The sequence below is a fragment of the Micromonospora sp. NPDC047762 genome (genome assembly GCF_043204655.1).
In the GTDB taxonomy this organism is placed as follows: Bacteria; Actinomycetota; Actinomycetes; order Mycobacteriales; family Micromonosporaceae; genus Micromonospora.
This window is the reverse complement of the sequence record NZ_JBIDCQ010000003.1, coordinates 678,702-698,495: the sequence shown is the minus strand read 5'-3', so window position 1 is coordinate 698,495 and position 19,794 is coordinate 678,702. Positions and strand designations below refer to the sequence as shown.

Genomic DNA, 19,794 nt, shown 5'->3' with positions numbered 1-19,794 from the left:
CAGCAAAAACTGACCAGTCCGGGGTATAAATCATAATTGGCACTGGCTTTACAAGCACCCTGTTGAGTTCTCAAAGAACAACCACACACCGACCAAAAGCCCCACCTCAGTGGAACCCCAACCGGGGCTTTTCCGTACTCCGCACCCCGCGCTTTCAGCGCCAGGCACTTTTACTACGTTACCCGCTCGTTTCCGCCCTGTCAAACCGATATTTCGCGGTTCGTCATGCTTCAACCGATAACGCGGGCACCATGTCGCGACCGGCTTGCGCCGTTCTTGTCATGGATTCGGCAGGCCGGCCGTCGCGATTTCCCGCGACCCGCCCGGTGCCCTGCCGGTTCGTAACCATACCCGGTCGGTTTCGCAGCGCCAAATCCGCCTCGCGGCGTTTCTGGCGGCACCTCCCGGTTGGGGCTCCGGTGGGCATGCCCACCCGACCCCCAGGCCGTCGGCCTGCGCTCCGGCCGCTTCAGGCTTTCGCCTCTTTCGTCCGTTCCGCGCTGGCAGAGAGAAAGTTACGCGTCCGGCGGGATGATCGTCAAATCCGCCGGACGCGTCCCCCGTCACATCGTCGACAGGTAGCTATTCACCCAGCTCAACGCCAGCGAACGAACGCTTCCCCCGGCGCAGCACCAGGTATCGCCCATGCAGCAGGTCGGCCGGCGACACCCCCGCGTCCACAGCGGTCACCCGGTTGTTGTTGACGTAGGCGCCGCCTTCGGCGATCACCCGCCGAGCCTCCTTGAGGCCACTCACCAGACCGGAGTCCCGCAGTAGACCCGCCACATCCGGCAATTCGCCGGTGAGACGTACGAGGCCCGCCTCGGCCAGGGCCGCGCGCAGGGTCTCCGGCGACAACTCGTCCAACGAACCGCGGCCGAAGAGCGCCTGACTGGCGGCGATCGCCTGTCGGGTCTCGTCGGCACCGTGCACCAGTGTGGTCAGCTCTTCGGCGAGCGCCCGCTGCGCCAGCCGGGCGGCCGGCCGTTCGGCTGTCGCCTTCGCCAGCTCTTCCAGCTCGTCGCGGGTGCGGAAGCTGAAGTACCGCAGGTAGCGGTCAACCTCCTGGTCCTCGACGTTGAGCCAGAACTGGTAGAAGGAGTATGGGCTGGTCATCGTCGGGTCGAGCCAGACAGCACCGCCCTCGCTCTTACCGAACTTCGTACCGTCGGACTTGGTGACGAGCGGCGTGGTGAAGGCCTGCACCGGCCCCGCGCCGCGTCGGCGTACGTAGTCGACGCCGGCGGTGATGTTGCCCCACTGGTCGGAGCCGCCGAACTGGAGCTGACAGCCGTGCCGGCGGTGCAGCTCGAAGAAGTCGTTGGCCTGGAGCAGTTGGTAGCTGAACTCGGTGTAGCTGATGCCGGTCTCCAGCCGGGCCCGCACCACCTCCCGCGCGAGCATCTTGTTCACCGGGAAGTGTTTGCCCACATCGCGGAGGAACTCGACGATCGACATCTCGCCGGTCCAGTCCAGGTTGTTGACCAACTGCGCCGCGTTCTCGCCGGAGTACGACACGAAGGGCGCGAGCTGGTCGCGGATCCGCTCGACCCAGCCGGCGATCACCTCGGTCGGGTTGAGCGCCCGCTCGGCGCTCTCCTTCGGGTCACCGATCTGCCCGGTAGCGCCGCCGACCAGCAGCAACGGGCGATGGCCGGCGAGCTGCAGCCGGCGGGCCATGAGGACCTGCATGAGGTTGCCGACGTGCAGGCTCGGCGCGGTGGGGTCGAAGCCCACGTAGTACGTGGCGGCACTCCCACCGTCGAGCAGCTCGCGCAGCTCGTCGAGGCCGGTCGAGTCCTGTATCAGGCCACGCCAGAGCAGGTCATCGGTCAGGGAGTCCCGCCCGGGCGGCGGAGGGCTGCTGTCGGTCACGGTCACCGATTCTCCCCCATCGCCGGCACCAACCCGTACCGGGTTTGGCGCAACCCGCCCCGGCTAGGCTTGCGCCAGTTGATCGAGGAGGGCCTTGCCATGGAGATTCCGGACCTGACGGGTGGCTTCGTCGCCCTGCTCGGCCTCAAGTTCGAGGAGGCCAGCGCCGACCGGGTGGTCATCAGCTGGCAGGTCGGCCCGCAGCTGCACCAGCCGTTCGGCATCCAGCACGGCGGGGTGTACTGCTCGGTCGTGGAGACCGCGGCCAGCGTGGGCGGCGCCCTCTGGCTGGCCGACCGGGGCACTGTCGTCGGGGTGTCGAACCAGACCGACTTCCTGCGGGCCGTCCGGGAAGGCGAGCTGAGGGCGATCGGCACCCCGGTGCACCGGGGCCGCAGCCAGCAGCTCTGGCAGGTGGAGATCACCGACGCCGACGAGCAGCTGGTCGCCCGTGGTCAGGTCCGGCTGCAGAACCTCTCGCCCGCCTGAGCGACGGCGTTCGCCGCACCGGTCAACTGCGGGCCTCGTCCAGCACCGGCTCCGTGGGCTGGTCGGCGTCGCCGTCGCCGTCGGCTTCATCGGGTACGCGGCTGAGCCGTACCTCGGTGATCGCCCGGTGGTCGATGCCGGCCACCACCAGCACCCAACCGTCGAGCGTGACGTCCTCCCCGGCGACGGTGGGGATGTGCCCGAGCCGGGCCAGCACCAGCCCGGCGACTGTCGTGTAGTCACCGGCCGGGCGCGACGGCAGCTCCACGCCGATGTCCGGCAGGTCGTGCACCGGGAAGGTGCCGGGCAGCACCAGCGCACCGTCGGGGTCACGCCGCACCGAGCGCACGTCCCGGTCGGTCTCGTCGTAGATCTCGCCGACGATCTCCTCCAGGATGTCCTCCAGCGTCACGATGCCGTCGACGGCGCCGCGCTCGTCCACGACGAGCGCGATGTGCTGACGCTCGGCCTTGAACTGGCGCAGCGCGTCCACCACCGGCAGCGAGTCGGGCAGCAGCATCGGCGGTCGGGCGATCTCGTCGACCGGGCGGTCGTCGGGCACACCCACCAGGTCACGCAGGTGGATCACTCCGGCCGTGTCGTCCAGGCCGCCGTGGCGCACGACCGGAGCCCGGGAGTGCCCGGTGGCGGCCAGCACGAGCCGCGCGGCCTCCGCCGTGGTCCCGCTGTCGAGCGTGAAGACCTGCAACCGGGGTACGAGGACAGCCCGCAACCGCCGATCGGCGATCTCCACGGCACCCGCGATGATGGTGCGCTGCTCCTTGGTGAAGCCGTGGTTGCCGGCGACGATGTCGCGCAGCTCGTCCGGGCCGATCTCCTCCGGCTCGTGTTTCGGGTTGAGCCCGACCAGGCGGACCACCACGTCGCTGGTGGCGCCGAGGGCCCAGACGGCCGGCCGGGTGAGGCTGGCGAGCAGGTCGAGCGGGCGGGCCACCAACAGCGCCCACCGTTCGGCGGACTGCATGGCGATCCGCTTGGGCGCCAGCTCGCCGAAGACGAGGGTGACGAAGGTCAGCGCGAGGGTGACCGCCACGATCGCCACCGTCTCGGCGGCGCCACCGAAGACCCCGAGCAACGGCACCAGGGGTTTCGCCAGGGAGACCGCCGCGGCGGCGGAGGCCAGGAAACCGGCGAGGGTGATGCCGATCTGGATGGTGGCCAGGAACCGGTTCGGGTCCTTGGCGAGCCGGGCCAGCACCCGTCCGGCCCGGCTGGTGCGCTCCAGCCGCTGGATCTGGCTGTCTCGCAGCGACACCAACGCCATCTCGCTGCCCGCGAAGAGCGCGTTGATCACAACCAGGACTCCGACCAGGGCCAGTTGGCTCCCGTAGCTCTGCACGCCCGGTTCGCTCCCTCGTGGTGGTGGCACCGGCCGCTACGCGCGGCACCCGCCGGTCGGCGAGCCCGCCCGGCGTACGGACCTGTTTGCCCAGTGCGCGGGGTCGCGAATCCTGCCGCGAACGACCGGAGCCCGAGTTGGCGGTACGGCCACGCACGGGACGCCGCGTCGACACCGGTGCCGTCCGGGACCCCGGCAGGAACCGTATCGCGCCGGCAACGTCGGTTCGGGGCCGCACCGGACCGGCCGTCTCCGGTACCGTCTCATCGATGGTTCCTCATGGGGTTGGTCCACCGGAGGACCTGGGTTCGTCCAGGCGTTCTGCGGTGGCAGACGCCGTACGACGTGGCGGCGCCGGCCTCCGGCGGGCCTCGGCCCCCGCGCTTGTCGCGTTGCTGGCCACTGCGGCGATCGCGCCGGTCGTGGCCGTTGGGACGCCGACCGGCCCGGTGCTCATGGCGGGCGCCGGCGTGCTGGGTTCGGTCGGGGCGAACGTGCTGACCGACGTCCTCGCGGAGGTGGTCGCCAGGCTTCGCCGCGACGGCAAGCAACCGGACCGGGAAGAGCTGCAACACGCCCTGGTGACGCGGATCGAGCAGGCGTTCGAGAGCCAGGACGAGCAATCCCGGCAGCTTCGCACCGAACTCGCCGCACTCATGGTCGAGGTGGACGCGGTGGGCGTCGCTCTGCAGACCGCAGTCGAGGTGGGCGACCGGGCGCTGCAGGACGCACTGGCCGAATCGTTCGCCAGGCTGGGCGGCGAGTTCGCCGAATTCGGCTTTGTCCTAGCCGATGTGCGTCGCTCGGTGTGGGAGATCGAGCACATGATGCGAGGTCTGCAGGAACGCGGTCGGGCCGAGCAGGAGCGGTCCCGCGACCTGGCCCTGGCGGTACGGCGGATCCTGGACACGGTCGCGGCGGTCGAGGCGCGTACCCGCGCCGCCGATGGCACCGGCACGGACGTCGAAGCACGCTGGGACGGCAGTCCATACCTGGGTTTGTCGCCGTTCGAGGAGCGGCACGCCGAGGTGTTCTACGGACGCCGCGAGCTGATCACGGGGCTGCTGCAACGCCTCGCCGAACAGCTGGACCTGTCCGCGCCGCTGGTGATGATCGGCGCCTCCGGTGCGGGCAAGTCGTCGCTGCTCCGGGCCGGGTTACTGCCGCAACTCGCCGCCGGGAACCTGGAGCCAGGTTCGGAGGGCTGGCCGCGTCGGGTTTTCACCCCGACGGCCACCCCGCTTCGGGAACTCGCGGTCCATCTGGCCGACCTGGCCGGTCTGGACGCCGCATCGGTGCACCGATCGTTGGTCGACGACCCCGGGCAGGCCGCGCTCATCGCCTCCCAGATCCTCCGAACAAACCGCGCCACCGCGTCGTCAGACGAGCGGGCACGAGCCCGCGTGGTCATGGTGGTGGACCAGTTCGAGGAGTTGTTCACGCTCGCCCGCGAACGGCCGGCCGACCAGGGCGCCGAACGGCGGATGTTCGTGGCGGCGCTGCGCGCCATGGCAGGCACACCGGTCGGCCCGGCGGATTCGCCGCCGGGGTTGATCCTGCTGGCGGTACGCGCCGATTTCCTCGACGAGATCATGAGCTTTCCCGAGCTACGCGAGTCGGTGCAGCGGGGCCCGTTCGTCGTCGGCCCCATGAATGAGGCGGAGTTGACAGCGGCGATCGCCGGCCCCGCCGCCGAGGCCGGTGTCACGGTTGACCCGGCTCTCATCGACGCCGTCCTGCACGATCTCCGCGGCCGGGCCAGCGGCTCGGGCTTCGATATTGGGGTCCTGCCGGTGCTGTCCCAGGCGATGCTGACCACCTGGGAGCACCGCGGGGGCGACCGGTTGACGGTGCTCGAATACCGCCGTGCCGGTGGCGTCGCCGACGCCGTGCAGACCAGCGCCGAGGAGGCGTACCAGCGGCTCGACGACCAGCAGCAGGCGACCGCGCGGGCGGTCTTCACCCATCTCACCGTCCTGACCGCCGACGGCCGGCTCGCCCGACGTCGGATGACCTTGACGAGCCTGCGCGAAGTCTGCGGCCAGGACGGGCAGGTGGACCTGGTCGTTGACGTGTTCACCCGGAAGCGACTGGTCATGGCCAGCGACCACGGCGTGGAGATTGGTCACGACGCGTTGCTCAGCAACTGGTCACGGCTGACCGGATGGCTGGAATCCGATCGCACCGACCGGACGCTCCACAACGAGCTCACCGCCGAAGCCGACGCCTGGCACGCGCGCGACCGGGACCAGTCCTACCTGTACCGCGGTGAAAAGTTGGTCGCCGCGACGAGCGCCACGCGAAGGTGGGCCGCCGACCCGGCGCGTTACCCCGTTCTGACGGCCACCGAGACGGCCTTTCTCCAGCAGAGCACCCGCGCGGAGAGCCGCCGCCGGACGACCCGGCTCGGGGTCCGCAGCGGTCTGGCGGTCCTGCTCATCATCTCCCTGGGCGCGACCGTTCTCGCCATTCAAGGTCAACGCGACGCCCGACAGCAGCAGCGGGTCGCCACCGCGGCCGCCCTGCTCGGCAGGGCTGACACCGTCCGAGGCAACGCACCACAACTGGCGCTCATGCTCGAGATCGCAGCCCACCGGCTCCACCACAACCAGACGACCACCGCGCGGATGCTCACCAGCCTGCTCAGCCCATATGCGGGAACCCTGGTCGGTCATCAGGGCACGGTCTCGGCCGTGACGTTCAGCCCCAACGGGCGGACGGTGGCGAGCAGCGGCGCGAACAACCGGGTGATCCTCTGGGATACGGCAACCGCCCGGCGGGTCGGCGAGTTGCGTGGCGGCGCCCGCGTCGACGCGCTGGCGTTCAGCCCCGACGGGCAGACGCTGGCCGCCGGGGACGCGAACGGCAGCGTCTCCCTGTGGCGGGTGAGCGAGCCCACCCAGCCCCGCCTGACCGGGACGCTCCGCGATCAATGGACCAGGCTGTCCTCTGTGGTGTTCAGTCCGGACGGGCGACGGCTGGCCGGCGGCGACGCCAGCGGCCAGACGGCCCTGTGGGACGTGGCCGATCCGACCCGGCCCCGTCGACTCGCCCGCCTGAGTGGCCACACCGGGTGGGTGACCGCAGCGGCCTTCAGTCCGAACGGGCGCACGCTGGTAACCGGCGACAGCAACGGTACGGCCATCATCTGGGACGTCCCTGGCGCGCGTCGGCTCGGCCAGCTGGTCGGGCACACCCAGGTGGTCGGCGCGGTGGCGTTCAGCCCGGACGGGCGGAGGGTGGCCACCGGCGGTGGCGAAGCGATGGTGCTCCTCTGGGACATCGGTGATCCGGGGCGGCCGAAGCGTCTCCTCTCGCTCACCGGACACAGCCGCCCGGTGCGCGCCGTGCAGTTCAGCCCGCAGGACGGGCGGGTGATCACCACCGTCGCGGCGGACCACACGGTGCTGCAGTGGGACGTCACCGATCTCAACCGGCCGGTGCAGAGCACCATCGTGCTCGGTGGCCAGTCGAACTGGGTCAACGCGGTGGCGGTCAGTCCTGACGGGCAGTACGTGGCCACCCCGAGTACCGACAGCACCGTGATCCTTTGGAGGAGTGGGGCCGGCAGCGGGCTGGGCGCACTCGTCCGGCTCGGCGGCGGCAACGGCGCGGTGGGGACGGTCCGCTTCAGCGGGGACGGTCGGTTGCTCGCCGCCGGCAGTGCGGACGGAACGGTGGACCTGTGGAACATGGCCAACCGGGCCCATCCTCTGCGGCTCGCTCATTTCGGCGCTCACACCGGCTGGGTGAGTTCGGTCGCCTTCAGCCCGGACAACCAGACGCTCGCGACCAGCGGCGCGGACGGCAACGCCATCCTCTGGGATCTCACCGTTGCGGGCGCTCCCCGCGAGCTGACCCGGATGACCGACCACCATGGCGTGGTGACCTCCGTCGCGTTCGACCGGGCCCACGACGACGCGGTGCGGCGGCAGACCGTTGCCACCGGCGGTCAGGACGGCACGGTGGCCCTGTGGGACGTCACGGATCTCGCCGCCCCTCGGCGACTCGGCACCCTGCGGGGCCACGTCGCCGCGGTGTCCGCGGTGGCGTTCAGTCCCAGCCGAGGGTTGCTGGCCGTTGCCAGCGTCGACGGCACCGCCACGCTCTGGGATGTCACCTACCCGGAGCGCAGCGACCAGCTCGGCCTGCTCACCGGTCACACGAACCAGGTGTCCACACTGTCGTTCGGACCGGACGGGAACACACTCGCCACCGGCAGCCACGACACCAGCGTCATCCTCTGGGACATCGGCGACGCCACGAGGCCACGCCTGATCGGCACGCCGAGGGTTGAGCACAACAGCTGGGTGCGGACCGTCGCGTTCAACGGCGACGGGCACTACCTGGTTAGCGGCAGCGACGACGGCACGATCGCGCTGTGGGAGACGACCGACGTCACCCAACCGCAGCCGCTGATCCGCACCCGCAAGCTCAGCGCGGTGGTCCTCAGCACGGCGTTCAGCCCCGACGGTCGCACCCTGGCCGCGGGCGTCGGCGACAAGAGCGTGTACCTCTGGGACCTCGAGCAGGTCATCGACGCCCGCGAACACGCGGTGGACCGCGCCTGCCAACGGGCCGGTCGCGGACTGAACCGGGATGAATGGGCCAAGTTCGTGCCAACCCTGGCCTACGAGCAGACCTGCCCGTAGGCGGCCACGCCTGCGCACCCACCGTCGACAGACCGGTCCGAGCGCGCGTGCCCACGCTAGCGATGGTCGATGGCTGGTGACGCCGGCAGGTCGAGGACGTACGAGTCGCCCTCCGGGCGGAAGCCGAGCCGGTGGTAGTAGGGGGCGACCATCCGGGGCGGGCTGACCACCCGACGGAAGCCGCGTTCGGTGAACAGGTGGCTGCGCCGGTAGACGAACTCGCCCGGGGTGAAGTCCCGGAATTTCGGGGTCACGTAGTCCAGGTCGATCTGGGCGACGCCGGGCGCCTCGGCGTGCGCCAGCACCACCCCGACCACCTCGTCAGCGGTGACCACGAGGAACGCCGAGCGCCCCGACGCGTCCGGGTCCCAGCGAAAACCGGGGTTGAACCGGGTGATGTCGGCGGCGTGCACCCGCAGCGTGTGCGCGAGGAACTGGTCGCCGACGCCGACCTCCACCACCTGGTAGGTCGTCTCGTCGTGCCGGGTGGCGAGCATCCCGCGCAGGTACCAGATGTTGATCACCGCGAGCACGACGTTGAGCCCGACCATGGGCCAGACCTCGATCGCGGCGTTGTAGCCGATCAGCACGACGCAGCCGACGAGGTTGATCGCGCGCAGTCTCAACACGCGCGACTGCAGCAGCGACCAGACCAGCACCGCGGAGCCGGCCCAGCCGACGAGATCCAACCAGTTCACGCCGCGAGACTAGTGCCCGCCCAGGTCAGAGGCGTCGGCGGGCAGCTCCAACAGCCATTCCTCGACGTCTTCGCCGCGGCCGTTGGCGTACCCCGAGTCTTGACCGATCACGACGAACCCGCACTTGCGGAGCACCGCGAGGGAGGCGGCGTTGTCCTTGGCGGCGCGGGCGTGCACCGGCCGGGGCAGCTCGCGTATCAGGGCGGCCAGGGCCGACGTGGCGTGGCCCCGACCCCAACGTGCCGGGTCGATCCAGTAGCTGACCTCGGTCTGGTCGCCGACCGGGAAGGCGGTCACGTAGCCGACCACCTCGCCGTCGACCTCTGCGGTGCGGACCAGGTTCTGCGGGTTGGTGAGCACCCGGGCCCAGTGTGCGGCGAACTCCCGACGGTCGGACGGGTCCTTCGGGCCGAACGCGGCCATCCGGTTGGCCTCCGGGTCCTGCTGGTGCAGGAAGAACTCGACGAGGTCGTCCTCACGGACCGGGCGCAGCAGCAGATCGGAGGTCATCGGCCGAGGGTACGCAACGGCGGTGACGACACGCTGCGGCGCGGAGTCAGCCGACGACGGCCACGACCGCCAGCACGGCGGCGCCCAAAGAACTCGCCACCGACAGCAGTCGACGCCACGGCACCCGCGCGTCGACCACCGGCAGGGCGCGCCACCGGGTCGCCGCCAGGGCCACCCCCGCCGCCGACAGGCTGGCGCCGAGCGGCCACAGCCAGGCCGGCACCATCGACCAGTCCCCCATCCGGTGCCCCAGGCCGAGGTAGGCGAACGCCCAGACCGCCGCCGCCAGCAGCGTCACCTGGTCCAGTTGGCGACGGCGGGCGGTGCCGAGCAGGGAGAGGCCGCCGAGGAAGGTGAAGGCAACCGCGAGGCCGGCGCCGATCCACGGCAGCACCATCGACGTCGCCGAGTCGGCCTCCTTCGGTGGCACCCCGAGCAGCCGCAGCCCGATCGGCTCGACGCCCTTGTCGGTGTTGCCGAGCACCACCACCGCCCGCCCGGTCGCCCGTTCGAGGCCGACGTAGGACCGGAACCCGCCGGTAGCGCCGTTGTGCCAGACGATCTCGCGGTCGCCGTGCCGGGTGGTGAACCAGCCGTACCCGATGCGGGTGTCGTCGTCCTCGCGGAAGCGGGCGGTGGCGGCGTCGGCACCGGGTGCGGTGCCGGCGAGAGTCGCGGCGAGCAACCTGCCCAGATCCTCGGCCGTCGACCAGGGGCCGGCGCCGGCCGGGGCGTAGCCGGTTCCTGCCCACGGGTCGAGCGGCCGGCCGCCGGCCCGGCTGCCCTGGGCGCGGTCGGGCGGCAGGTCGTCGACGCGGGTGGCGACAGTGGTGGCCGTCATGTCGAGCGGCCGTAGCAGCCGGTCGTGCAGCAATTCCGGGTACGTGACGCCGGCCTTCGCGGCGAGCGCGTGGCCGAGCACGGACGGCCCGAGGTTGGAGTAGTGGACCTCGCCGCGCTCGTCGTCGTCGGTGTCGACCCGGTCGGTGGCGCTGCGAACGGCGTCGACGCCCTGCCCGGCGTAGGGGTTTGCGCCGGAGACGTTGGACCAGAGGATGCGTGCCCACCCCAGTGGGGAGCCGGGGGCCAGCCGGGGCAGGCCGGCGCGGTGGCTGGCGAGTTCGGCGAGCGTGACGTCGCGGGCGGGGCCGGTGATCTCGGGCCAGGTGGCGCCGAGCCGGTCGTCCGGGCCGACGACACCGGCGGCGACCTGGTCGGCGAGGAGCATGCCGGTGAACGCCTTGGTGACCGAGCCGATCTCGAACGGGGTGCCCGGCTCCACGGGTCGACCGGCGAGGTCCCGGTCACCCAGTCCGGCGGTGCGGATCCGGCCGTTCTCGACCAGGGCGACGGCGAGCCCACGCAGCCCTGACTGGTCGGGCGTGGCCGAACGGGCGGCGGCGGCCAGGTCGCGGTCGCCGGTGCTCTGCCCGCCGAGTCGGGGCACCCGGGGCATCAACGCCACCCCGACCAGGCCGGCGGTCAGCGCGACGGCGAGGACGGTGACTGTCGTCCGGCGCATGGTGGTTCCTCCGTGGGGTCGTCGGATGGGCGGCCGAGCCGCGTCTGGTCAGCGGCCGGCGGCGGCGAGGATGGCCAGCAGCGGCACCACGCGTTCGGCGGGGACCGCGTACCGGCCTCGGCCGGCGCTGCGCAGCCAACCGGCGGCGGTGATCTGGCGCAGGTGGTGATGCAGTTGGCCGGTGGTGCCCAACTCCTCGATCTCGGCCAGCTCGCTGGTGCTCTGCCGGCCGCCGAGGATCTCCCGCAGGAGCCGCAGCCGCACCGGGTGGGCCAACGCGGAGAGGGTGCTGGGCAGGTCCGTCCAGTCGGCGGCGAGCAGGTCGTCGACGGTGCGGCCGTACTGCCAGTCGTAGTGCTGGCCGGCGACGCGGACGGTGCCGGTGTAGAGCACCGCGCCCGACCCGTCGGGTGGCAGGCGCTGCTTGAGGCCGTCGAGTGCCCAGAAGGTGCCCTCCGGCGCGGGTGGTGGTGGCGGCGCGGCGGCGGGCCGCTCGCTCAACGCGGCAACCTGTGCCTCCAGCGCGGCGAGCCGATCTTCCACGGAGTCCATACGTCGATACTACGAACATACGTAGTTACGTGCAAGTGCCGGAACGGCGCGATCCCGGAACCGGCGCGTCCGGACCTTGCGGTGCGGCCGAGCGGTCGACAATGAGCTGACCGACCCAGGGAGCGCCGATGAACCGACCTGTCGTGGTGGGCGTGGACGGATCGCCGTCCAGCCTCGTCGCCGCCGAACACGCGGCGCGGGCCGCCGTGCTCCGGTCTCGACCGCTGCTCCTGGTACACGGGTACCTGCATCCGTCCGGCTACGGCGTGCCGCTCAACCCGTACGACATCGGGGTGCCCCCGCCCTCCGCGGAGGCGCAGCAGATGCTGGAGCGCACGGCGGCCGAGCTGACCGACCGGTGGCCCGGCCTCGCCGCCGAGGTGCGTCAGGTCCTCGGGGGCCCGGGGGCCACCATGATCGAGGAGTCCCGACGGGCGGAGCTGGTGGTGGTGGGCAGCCGCGGTCTGGGCGGGTTCACCGGGCTGCTGCTCGGCTCGGTCGGCGCGCAGGTGGCCGCGCACGCCCACTGCCCGGTGCTGGTGGTCCGCCCGGACGAGCAGCCGATCCCGGTGGACGGCCCGGTGCTGGTCGGCGTGGACGGGTCCGAGTCGTCCCGGCTCGCCGTGGGCCTGGGCGCCGACGAGGCGGCGCTGCGGGACGTGCCGCTGGTGCTGGTGCACGTCGGTCCTGCGGACGCGGACCGGACGGTGCCGGAGGAGATCGAGGAGTCGCAGGCCGCGTACCAGGCCGACGTGGTGCGACTCCTGGCCGACGCCTCCGCCGTGGTGCGCGCCGAACACCCCGACCTGGTGGTGCGGGAGCATCCGGTCCGGGCGGCCGGCGCGGCCCAGGGGCTCATCGAGGCCAGCGGCACGGCGGCGCTGCTGGTCGTGGGCACCCGGGGCCGGGCCGGTTTCGCCGGTCTGTTGCTCGGGTCGGTCAGTCAGGCGGCGATCCAGCACGCGCACTGCCCGGTGCTGGTCGCCCACCCGGTCAGCTGACCGGCGCGCCGTCCCCTCGGCCGAGCATCTGCAGGAAGTCGGTGGTGAGGGCGAACGGATCGGCCGGCCCGGTGGCCGGTGGCCGCCGCTCGATCTGGTCGGCCAACTCCCCGGCAGCGCGCCGGATCCGGGCGCGCAACGCGCCGTCGGCGGTGCCGTCGGACCAGTCCTCCGGAGCGGCGAAGACCGCCGTCGGGACGACCACCGACCGAAGGTAGGCGAACATCGGGCGGACGGCGTGCTCCAGTGCCAACGAGTGCCGGGCGGTGCCGCCGGTCGCGCCGATCAGCACCGGCCGGTCGACCAGCGACTCGGAATCCAACACGTCGAAGAAGGACTTGAACAGCCCGTTGTACGAGGCGCTGAAGATCGGGGTGACGGCGATGAGCCCGTCCGCCCCGGTCACCGTGTCGACGACCTCGCGCAGCGCTGCCGGCGCGAACCCGGTGAGCATGTTGTTCACCACGTCGTGGGCGTACTCGCGCAGGTCCACGACGTGCAGCTGCACGTCGGAGCCGCGCCGGACCAACTCGTCGCGGGTGGCCGCGGCGAGCTGGTCGGCGAGCAGCCGGGTCGACGAGGGCTGACTCAGCCCTGCCGAGATCACGGCCAGGGTGCGGTGGGTCATCGGGTCGCCCCCTCCGGCGCCTTGCCCGTCACGTCGTCGACGGCGTGCACTGTGCTGTCCTTGGCGCCGCCCGCGGCGGCGACCAGCGAGGCGTGCGTCGGCGCCGCCGGCACGTGCGCCGGACGTCTCGCGGCGAACTCCTTGCGCAGCACCGGCACGACCTCCTCGCCGAGCAGGTCGAGCTGCTCCAGCACGGTCTTCAGCGGCAACCCGGCGTGGTCCATCAGGAACAGCTGCCGCTGGTAGTCACCGACGTACTCCCGGAAGCCGAGCGTGCGGTCGATGACCTGCTGCGGGCTGCCCACGGTCAGCGGGGTCTCCCGGGTGAAGTCCTCCAGCGACGGCCCGTGCCCGTAGACCGGGGCGTTGTCGAAGTAGGGCCGGAACTCCCGGACCGCGTCCTGCGAGTTGCGGCGCATGAACACCTGCCCACCGAGGCCGACGATGGCCTGGTCGGCGGAGCCGTGGCCGTAGTGCGCGTACCGCTGGCGGTAGAGCGCGATCATCCGCTGGGTGTGCTCCTTGGGCCAGAAGATGTGGTTGGCGAAGAAGCCGTCACCGTAGTACGCGGCCTGCTCGGCGATCTCCGGGCTGCGGATCGAGCCGTGCCAGACGAACGGAGGCACGCCGTCGAGCGGGCGCGGCGTCGAGGTGAACGACTGCAGCGGGGTGCGGTACTTGCCCTTCCAGTCGACCACGTCCTCGCGCCACAGCCGGTGCAGCAGGTCGTAGTTCTCGATGGCCAGGGGGATGCCGGCGCGAATGTCCTTGCCGAACCACGGGTAGACCGGGCCGGTGTTGCCGCGGCCCATCATGAGGTCCACCCGGCCGTCGGAGAGGTGCTGGAGCATCGCGTAGTCCTCGGCGATCTTCACCGGGTCGTTCGTGGTGATCAGCGTGGTGGCGGTGGACAGCAGCAGCCGCTCGGTACGCGCCGCGATGTAGCCGAGCATGGTGGTCGGTGACGACGGCACGAACGGCGGGTTGTGGTGCTCGCCGGTGGCGAAGACATCCAGGCCGACCTCCTCGGCCTTCAACGCGATCGCGACCATCGCCTTGATCCGCTCACGCTCGGTCGGCTCCCGACCGGTGGTCGGATCGACCGTGACGTCACCGACGGTGAAGATTCCGAACTGCATGACCAGCTCCTCGCGTGTCAACCGGGTGCCGTCGTGGTACCCGGACGCAGCTCACAACTTATTTGACGACGCAACTATTCCGTCGGCGGTACGCCTCGCAGTGGCGCCGGTCACCTCCGTAAGCGGACATCAGGTCGAAGGTCTCCCCTCGGTGTCGGCCCTCTCAGCCGCCCGCCACCGACGGCAGAACCTGCACCTCCGCGCCGTCCTCGACGGGGGTGGCCAGGCCACCGGAGTGCCGGCAGTCTTCCCCGTCGACGAAGACGTTGACGTAGCGGCGCAGCTCACCACGCTCGTCGCGGATGCGCCGGGCCAGCCGGGGGTGCGCGACGGCCATCTCGTCGAGGACCGCCCGCAGCGTCCCGGCGGCGGTGACGGTCAGCCGACTCGCGCCCCCGGCCTCGCCGCGCAGCGGGCCGGGCAGCAGCACGGTGACCACGCTCAGACCTCCGCGGCGCGGACGCAGAGCACGTCGGGCAGGTGCGCCGCGATCAGGGCCCAGGAGTCACCCTCGTCGCGGCTGGCGAAGACCGAGCCGGAGCGGGTGCCGAAGTAGACCCCACCGGGGCTGGCGTCGTCGGCGCACATCGCGTCGCGCAGCACCGCCGGATAGAACGGGCCCTCGGGCAGCCCCACCGACAGCGGCTCCCACTTGCCGCCGGCGTCGACGGAACGGAACACCCGACAGCGGTGGTCGGTCGGGAACCGCTCGCCGTCGGCCACCAAGGGGAAGGTCCACACCGTGCCGCCGCGCCCCGGGTGGGCCACCATCGGGAAGCCGAAGTCGCTGGGCAGCCCGTCGGCGATCGAGGACCAGGTGCGCCCGTCGTCGTCGGAACGGTAGACACCGTGGTGGTTCTGCGCGTACAGCCGCTCGGGGTTGGCCGCGTCCCGGGCGACCTTGTGCACGCACTGGCCGAACTCCGGCCACTCGTCGGGCATGAAGTAGGCGCGGATGCCGGTGTTGCCCGGCGCCCAGCTCGCCCCTGCGTCCTCCGAGCGGTAGACCCCGCCGGTGGACATGGCGACCAGCAGCCGCGCGGGGTCACGCGGGTGGGGCAGCACCGTGTGCACGGCCTGACCACCGAAGCCGGCCTCCCACTGGGGGCGGTGCGGATGGTCCCAGAGGGAACGGACCAGCTCGAAGCTGCGGCCGCCGTCGGTGGACCTGAACAACGCCGAGGGCTCGGTGCCGGCCCAGACCACGTCCGGCTCGTCGGGGCCGGCCGGCATCAACTGCCACACCCGGCCGAGGGAGACGCCGGTGTCAGCCGGAAACGCGACCGGCGCCTGGTCGGGCTCGTCCCAGGAAGCGCCGAGGTCGTCGCTGGTGGCGACGCTGGGGCCGAAGTGGGAGCTGGTCATGCCGGCGAGCAGCCGCGGGGTGGAATGTCGGGTGTCGACGGCGACCGCGTAGACACCCGTCATCGGAAAGTGCGGACCGGTGATCTCCCAACTGCGCCGCTCGTCGGTGCTGGTGGCGAGAAACAATCCCTTGGCTGTGCCGATCGCGAGCAGTGTCGCCATGACGTCCTCCGAACCGTCGGTGAGCAGGTCCGGTGATTATGGCCACACCCTGCGACAACCTCCGCCGCCCACACGCCGCAGGTCGGTCAGCGTCGGACCCGCGGCACGTGCCGGCGGTACGCGCTGACCGTCGGGTCACCGTCCAGCCAGAACCGCCAGGGCAGATCGTGCGCGCCGGTCACCCCGACCCGGGGACCCGCCACCACCGTCTCCGGCGGCACCGGATCGGCCGGCGGCCGCAGGCGGACCGGGCCGTCGCCGAGCAGGTCCACCCCGTACGCCTCACGGTCGATGCCGAGCGCGGAGCAGAGCCGGGCGGGCCCGCGGGCCAGATCCACCTCCCGCCGGACGGCTGGCCGGCGCTCCCGTGCCGTGGCCAGCCCGTCGACCACCGCGCCGGCGCGCAGCAGCACGGCGGAAGCCTCCCCCTCGACCCCGGTGACCACGTTCACGCACCAGTGCATGCCGTAGGTGAAGTAGACGTAGGCGTGCCCGGCGGGGCCGAACATCACGGCGTTGCGCGGGGTGCGGCCCCGATGGGCGTGCGAGGCGGGATCGCCGCCACTGCCCGCGTACGCCTCGACCTCGGTGATCCGGACGGTGACCCCGCCGGCGTACAGCCGGCAGCCCAGCAGCCCACGCGCCGCCGGCAGCACCGGACCGGCGAGCAGGTCCGCCAGCGCCGCCAGGTCGGTGTCGGTGCTGCGGTCACCGGACGACAGGGCCATGACTCCGACCGTACCCATCCCGGTTCCCCGGCACCCGGCCGGGCGCGCCGACCACTGAGCGCCGGCCCGAACAACACTCACGTCGCACACCAGACAGTTGGCCGAACAGTGAAACCGGACCGTCGGCTCGGGAGTGTTCCCGATGTCGTCGCACGGGGCGACGACATCACGGGAGGAATTCACCATGACCGTACGGAGCATCCGGCTACCACTGATCGCCACCGGCCTGATCGCGGCAGCCGCGACCCTGGCCTTCACCCCGTCGGCCAGCGCGAGCGTCCCGCTGCGGGCCGCGGCGCAGGCCGACAACGCGGCGCTGCCCACAATCGCGGTCGGCGCAACGGGCAAGATCGAGGCGAACGGCGCGGCGGCGATCGTGCCGGTCACCGTGACCTGCTCGAAGGCCCTCGAGTTCGACGTCACGGTCAAGGTCGCGCAGGCGGTCGGCCAGACGATGCGCGCGGGCACGACGGTTCGGAGGGTCACCTGCGCGGAGGGCACCCAGGAGGTGCGGGTCGCGGTGATCCCGGTCGAGCGTCCGTTCGCAGCGGGCGTCGCGTTCGGTGTGGTGACCGCGAGCCCCTGCGACCCGTACTGCACACCCATCTTCGGCGAGCGCCAGTTCAACCTGGTGCGCTGAGGCGTCGCCTGGCGGCACGGCATGCCCGTGCCGCCAGGCTTCAACAATCTGTTGACAATCGGATGTTCATACGATGTGCTCGGGGTATGACGACCGAGGACATCTTCACCGCGCCGGACCCGGGCCGGGCCCGCGCCCACCGCACCCACGAGGCGTTACAGCGGATCAGCGAGCGGCACGCCGGCACCGACACCCGGCGGGGCCGGTGGGCCCACCCGTACGTGCTCGACCCGTGGGAGGCGGTCGCCCTGGTCACCGCGCTGGCCGCCGGCGGGGCCGAACGCGAACCCGCTGAGGAGCCGATCGACGCCGCCGACCTGACCGCCGCTCTGACCCTGCTGCCCCACGTCCGCGCCGAACTGGACGCCCTGGAGGCCGGCCTGCTGACGCTGGCCCGCGACCGGGGGCTGACCTGGCAGGCGATCGCGTACGGGCTGGGGTTGGGCAGCGCGCAGGCGGCCCGGCAGCGCTACGAGCGGGTCGCCGCCCGCTCGGCCGACCAGACCTCCTGACGACCGCGCCCGTCGGACCGGCACGGCGCGTGTGCGACAGCAGTCGGGCGGGCACACTGTGCGCACGACGAGGAGGCACCCATGGAGCGCGCGGAGATGCTGGCGTACTGCCTGGCCAAGCCGGGAGCGTGGCTGGACCAGCCGTGGGAGGGCGACGAGGTGGTGAAGGTGGGCAGCCGGATCTTCGCGTTCCTCGGCAGCGACAGCGGCAAGCCCACGGTCGGCATCAAGTGCGGGGCGACCCGGGAGGTGGCCGACGAGTGGCTGCACCGGCACCCCGACGACGCCAGCGTGATGGCCTACATCGGCCGGTCCGGATGGAACACTCTGTGCCTCAACGGCGGGATCGACGACGACGAGCTGACCGAGGCTGTCGACTCGTCGTACGACATGGTGGTGGCCAAGCTCCCCAAGCGGGAGCGCCCGACGGCCTGAACCGCCGCGGCGCCGGCGGCAGGCGCCGACGCCACGGCACGGCTCAGCGCGGAACGACCCGCTCGGTGGCCCACTCCCGCCACCCTGCCAGCCGATCCGCCGCGGCGGCGAGCTGGTCGGCGACCGGGCCGGGGCCGGTGGAACCGGGGGTGGTCCGGGCCGCGAGAGCCGAACGGACCGAGAGCACGTCGCGCACCGACGGGTCGAGGTGCCCGCTGATCGCGGCCAGGTCCTCGTCGGAGACGTCGTTGAGCTCGCACTCCCGAGCAGCGCAGAGCGCCACCAACTGGCCGGTGATCTCGTGCGCGTCGCGGAACGGCACGTTGCGTCGGACCAGCCAGTCGGCGACCTCGGTGGCGAGGGAGAAGCCGACCGGGGCGGCGGCGACGAGGCGGTCCACCCGGACCGTCATCGTGGAGATCATTCCCGCCAGGGCCGGAAGCAGCAGCTCCAGGGTGTCGACCGCGTCGAAGGCCGGCTCCTTGTCCTCCTGCATGTCCCGGTCATAGGTCATCGGCAGGCCCTTGAGCATGGTGAGCACTGTCATCAGGCCGCCGACCAGACGCCCGGACTTGCCCCGGGCCAGCTCGGCGATGTCCGCGTTCTTCTTCTGCGGCATGATCGACGAGCCGGTGGCGAAGGAGTCGTCCAGCTCCACCCAGCCGAACTCGTGCGAGGTCCAGAGCACCACCTCCTCGCCGAGCCGGGACAGGTGCACCCCGATCAGGGCGGTGGTGAAGAGAAACTCGGCCACGAAGTCCCGGTCGGCGACGGCGTCCATCGAGTTGGCGAACGACGTACGGAAGCCCAACTCCTTGGCCACCGCCACCGGGTCCAGTGGGAGCCCGGAACCGGCCAGGGCGCCCGCGCCGAGCGGGCTGATCGCCGCCCGGTGGTCCCAGTCGCGCAGCCGTTCGAGGTCGCGCAGCAGCGGCTGCACGTGGGCGAGCAGCCAGTGCCCGAAGGTGACAGGCTGGGCGTGCTGGAGGTGGGTCATGCCCGGCGCGGCGGTGTCGATGTGCCGCTCGGCCTGCTCGACCAGCGCCTCCGCCAACTCGACCAGGCGGCTGGCCACGCCGCGGGCGTGGTCGCGCAGGTAGAGCCGCAGGTCGGTGGCGACCTGGTCGTTGCGGGACCGGCCGGCGCGCAGCTTGCCACCGAGGCTGCCGAGACGCTCCAGCAGACCGCGCTCCAGCGCGGTGTGCACGTCCTCGTCGTCGATGGTGGGGCGGAACGTTCCGGAGGCGCAGGCGGCCTCCAGGTCGTCCAACGCGGCCAGCATCCGGCCCAGTTCCTCCGGATCGAGCAGGCCGGCGCCGGCCAGGACCCGGGCGTGCGCCCGGGAACCGGCGATGTCGTACGGGGCCAGGCGCCAGTCGAACTGCACGCTCACCGACAGTCGGGCGAGCGCCTCGGCGGGGCCGCCCGCGAACCGGCCACCCCATAGGCTCGTCCGGTTGGTGGCGGCGCTGTTCTCGGTCAGGCTCTTGTCGTCCACGTCGCCCATCATCGCGTTGGTTGCCTTT

At 71.8% G+C, this 19,794-nt stretch carries 18 protein-coding genes; 6 read left to right on the top strand and 12 right to left on the bottom strand.

What is annotated here, in order from left to right; all coding sequences use genetic code 11:
- Positions 1–582: 582 nt before the first annotated feature.
- A complete protein-coding gene (tyrS, locus tag ACGF3C_RS13995) occupies positions 583–1,875 on the bottom strand; it encodes a tyrosine--tRNA ligase (protein WP_357206815.1) in 1,293 nt (430 codons plus the stop codon).
- A 99-nt stretch (positions 1,876–1,974) separates the two neighbouring features.
- Here tyrS and ACGF3C_RS13990 point away from each other — a divergent pair, with 99 nt between their 5' ends.
- Complete coding sequence (locus ACGF3C_RS13990) at positions 1,975–2,364, top strand: PaaI family thioesterase (RefSeq protein WP_355009142.1); 390 nt, start codon at positions 1,975–1,977, stop codon at positions 2,362–2,364.
- A gap of 22 nt (positions 2,365–2,386) precedes the next feature.
- Here the strand turns inward: ACGF3C_RS13990 and ACGF3C_RS13985 are convergent, their stop codons facing one another.
- Complete coding sequence (locus ACGF3C_RS13985; RefSeq protein ID WP_393221895.1) at positions 2,387–3,724, bottom strand: hemolysin family protein; 1,338 nt, start codon at positions 3,722–3,724, stop codon at positions 2,387–2,389.
- 326 nt (positions 3,725–4,050) lie between these two features.
- Between ACGF3C_RS13985 and ACGF3C_RS13980 the strand changes: the two genes are divergently transcribed.
- Positions 4,051–8,376, top strand: a complete 4,326-nt coding sequence (locus tag ACGF3C_RS13980) for a hypothetical protein (protein ID WP_393221892.1) — start codon at positions 4,051–4,053, stop codon at positions 8,374–8,376.
- Positions 8,377–8,432: 56 nt separating this feature from the next.
- Here ACGF3C_RS13980 and ACGF3C_RS13975 read toward each other — a convergent pair whose 3' ends face one another.
- The 4 genes from ACGF3C_RS13975 to ACGF3C_RS13960 are packed head-to-tail and all read right to left on the bottom strand — an operon-like array spanning position 8,433 to position 11,658.
- Positions 8,433–9,074 (bottom strand): hypothetical protein, encoded by a 642-nt coding sequence (locus ACGF3C_RS13975; protein WP_393221889.1) that lies wholly within the window; start codon positions 9,072–9,074, stop codon positions 8,433–8,435.
- 9 nt (positions 9,075–9,083) lie between these two features.
- Entirely contained in the window at positions 9,084–9,584 is a 501-nt protein-coding gene (locus ACGF3C_RS13970; protein ID WP_393221886.1) for a GNAT family N-acetyltransferase, read from the bottom strand.
- A gap of 46 nt (positions 9,585–9,630) precedes the next feature.
- Positions 9,631–11,106, bottom strand: coding sequence for a serine hydrolase domain-containing protein (locus tag ACGF3C_RS13965; protein ID WP_393221883.1), 1,476 nt, complete (start codon positions 11,104–11,106; stop codon positions 9,631–9,633).
- Positions 11,107–11,154: 48 nt separating this feature from the next.
- The gene (locus tag ACGF3C_RS13960) at positions 11,155–11,658 is read right to left on the bottom strand and encodes an ArsR/SmtB family transcription factor (RefSeq protein ID WP_393221880.1); all 504 of its coding nucleotides are present in this window, start codon (positions 11,656–11,658) and stop codon (positions 11,155–11,157) included.
- 128 nt (positions 11,659–11,786) lie between these two features.
- Here ACGF3C_RS13960 and ACGF3C_RS13955 point away from each other — a divergent pair, with 128 nt between their 5' ends.
- On the top strand, positions 11,787–12,659 hold the full coding sequence (locus ACGF3C_RS13955; RefSeq protein ID WP_357221756.1) for a universal stress protein: 873 nt from the start codon (positions 11,787–11,789) through the stop codon (positions 12,657–12,659).
- On the opposite strand, the gene ACGF3C_RS13950 is transcribed toward ACGF3C_RS13955, so the two are convergent.
- The 5 genes from ACGF3C_RS13950 to ACGF3C_RS13930 all read right to left on the bottom strand — a co-directional run bounded on the left by ACGF3C_RS13950 (position 12,652) and on the right by ACGF3C_RS13930 (position 16,681).
- The gene (locus ACGF3C_RS13950) at positions 12,652–13,287 is read right to left on the bottom strand and encodes an FMN reductase (protein WP_355009149.1); all 636 of its coding nucleotides are present in this window, start codon (positions 13,285–13,287) and stop codon (positions 12,652–12,654) included. The genes ACGF3C_RS13955 and ACGF3C_RS13950 overlap by 8 nt on opposite strands.
- The gene (locus tag ACGF3C_RS13945; RefSeq protein ID WP_355009150.1) at positions 13,284–14,426 is read right to left on the bottom strand and encodes an LLM class flavin-dependent oxidoreductase; all 1,143 of its coding nucleotides are present in this window, start codon (positions 14,424–14,426) and stop codon (positions 13,284–13,286) included. The genes ACGF3C_RS13950 and ACGF3C_RS13945 overlap by 4 nt, the downstream gene beginning before the upstream one ends.
- Positions 14,427–14,589: 163 nt before the next feature.
- Positions 14,590–14,865: a ubiquitin-like small modifier protein 1 gene (locus tag ACGF3C_RS13940; RefSeq protein ID WP_357221752.1), complete on the bottom strand. Its 276-nt coding sequence runs from the start codon at positions 14,863–14,865 to the stop codon at positions 14,590–14,592.
- A 2-nt stretch (positions 14,866–14,867) separates the two neighbouring features.
- The gene (locus ACGF3C_RS13935) at positions 14,868–15,953 is read right to left on the bottom strand and encodes a WD40/YVTN/BNR-like repeat-containing protein (protein ID WP_393221875.1); all 1,086 of its coding nucleotides are present in this window, start codon (positions 15,951–15,953) and stop codon (positions 14,868–14,870) included.
- An 86-nt stretch (positions 15,954–16,039) separates the two neighbouring features.
- Positions 16,040–16,681: a DNA-3-methyladenine glycosylase gene (locus tag ACGF3C_RS13930; RefSeq protein WP_357221746.1), complete on the bottom strand. Its 642-nt coding sequence runs from the start codon at positions 16,679–16,681 to the stop codon at positions 16,040–16,042.
- Between the two features lie 184 nt (positions 16,682–16,865).
- Between ACGF3C_RS13930 and ACGF3C_RS13925 the strand changes: the two genes are divergently transcribed.
- The 3 genes from ACGF3C_RS13925 (at position 16,866) to ACGF3C_RS13915 (ending at position 18,268) form a co-directional block, all read left to right on the top strand.
- Positions 16,866–17,321: a hypothetical protein gene (locus tag ACGF3C_RS13925; RefSeq protein WP_355009154.1), complete on the top strand. Its 456-nt coding sequence runs from the start codon at positions 16,866–16,868 to the stop codon at positions 17,319–17,321.
- An 86-nt stretch (positions 17,322–17,407) separates the two neighbouring features.
- The gene (locus ACGF3C_RS13920; protein WP_357235280.1) at positions 17,408–17,833 is read left to right on the top strand and encodes a DNA-binding protein; all 426 of its coding nucleotides are present in this window, start codon (positions 17,408–17,410) and stop codon (positions 17,831–17,833) included.
- 81 nt (positions 17,834–17,914) lie between these two features.
- On the top strand, positions 17,915–18,268 hold the full coding sequence (locus ACGF3C_RS13915) for an MmcQ/YjbR family DNA-binding protein (protein ID WP_357235277.1): 354 nt from the start codon (positions 17,915–17,917) through the stop codon (positions 18,266–18,268).
- A 43-nt stretch (positions 18,269–18,311) separates the two neighbouring features.
- Here ACGF3C_RS13915 and argH read toward each other — a convergent pair whose 3' ends face one another.
- The gene (argH, locus tag ACGF3C_RS13910; protein WP_366611667.1) at positions 18,312–19,775 is read right to left on the bottom strand and encodes an argininosuccinate lyase; all 1,464 of its coding nucleotides are present in this window, start codon (positions 19,773–19,775) and stop codon (positions 18,312–18,314) included.
- Between the last annotated feature and the right edge of the window lie 19 nt (positions 19,776–19,794).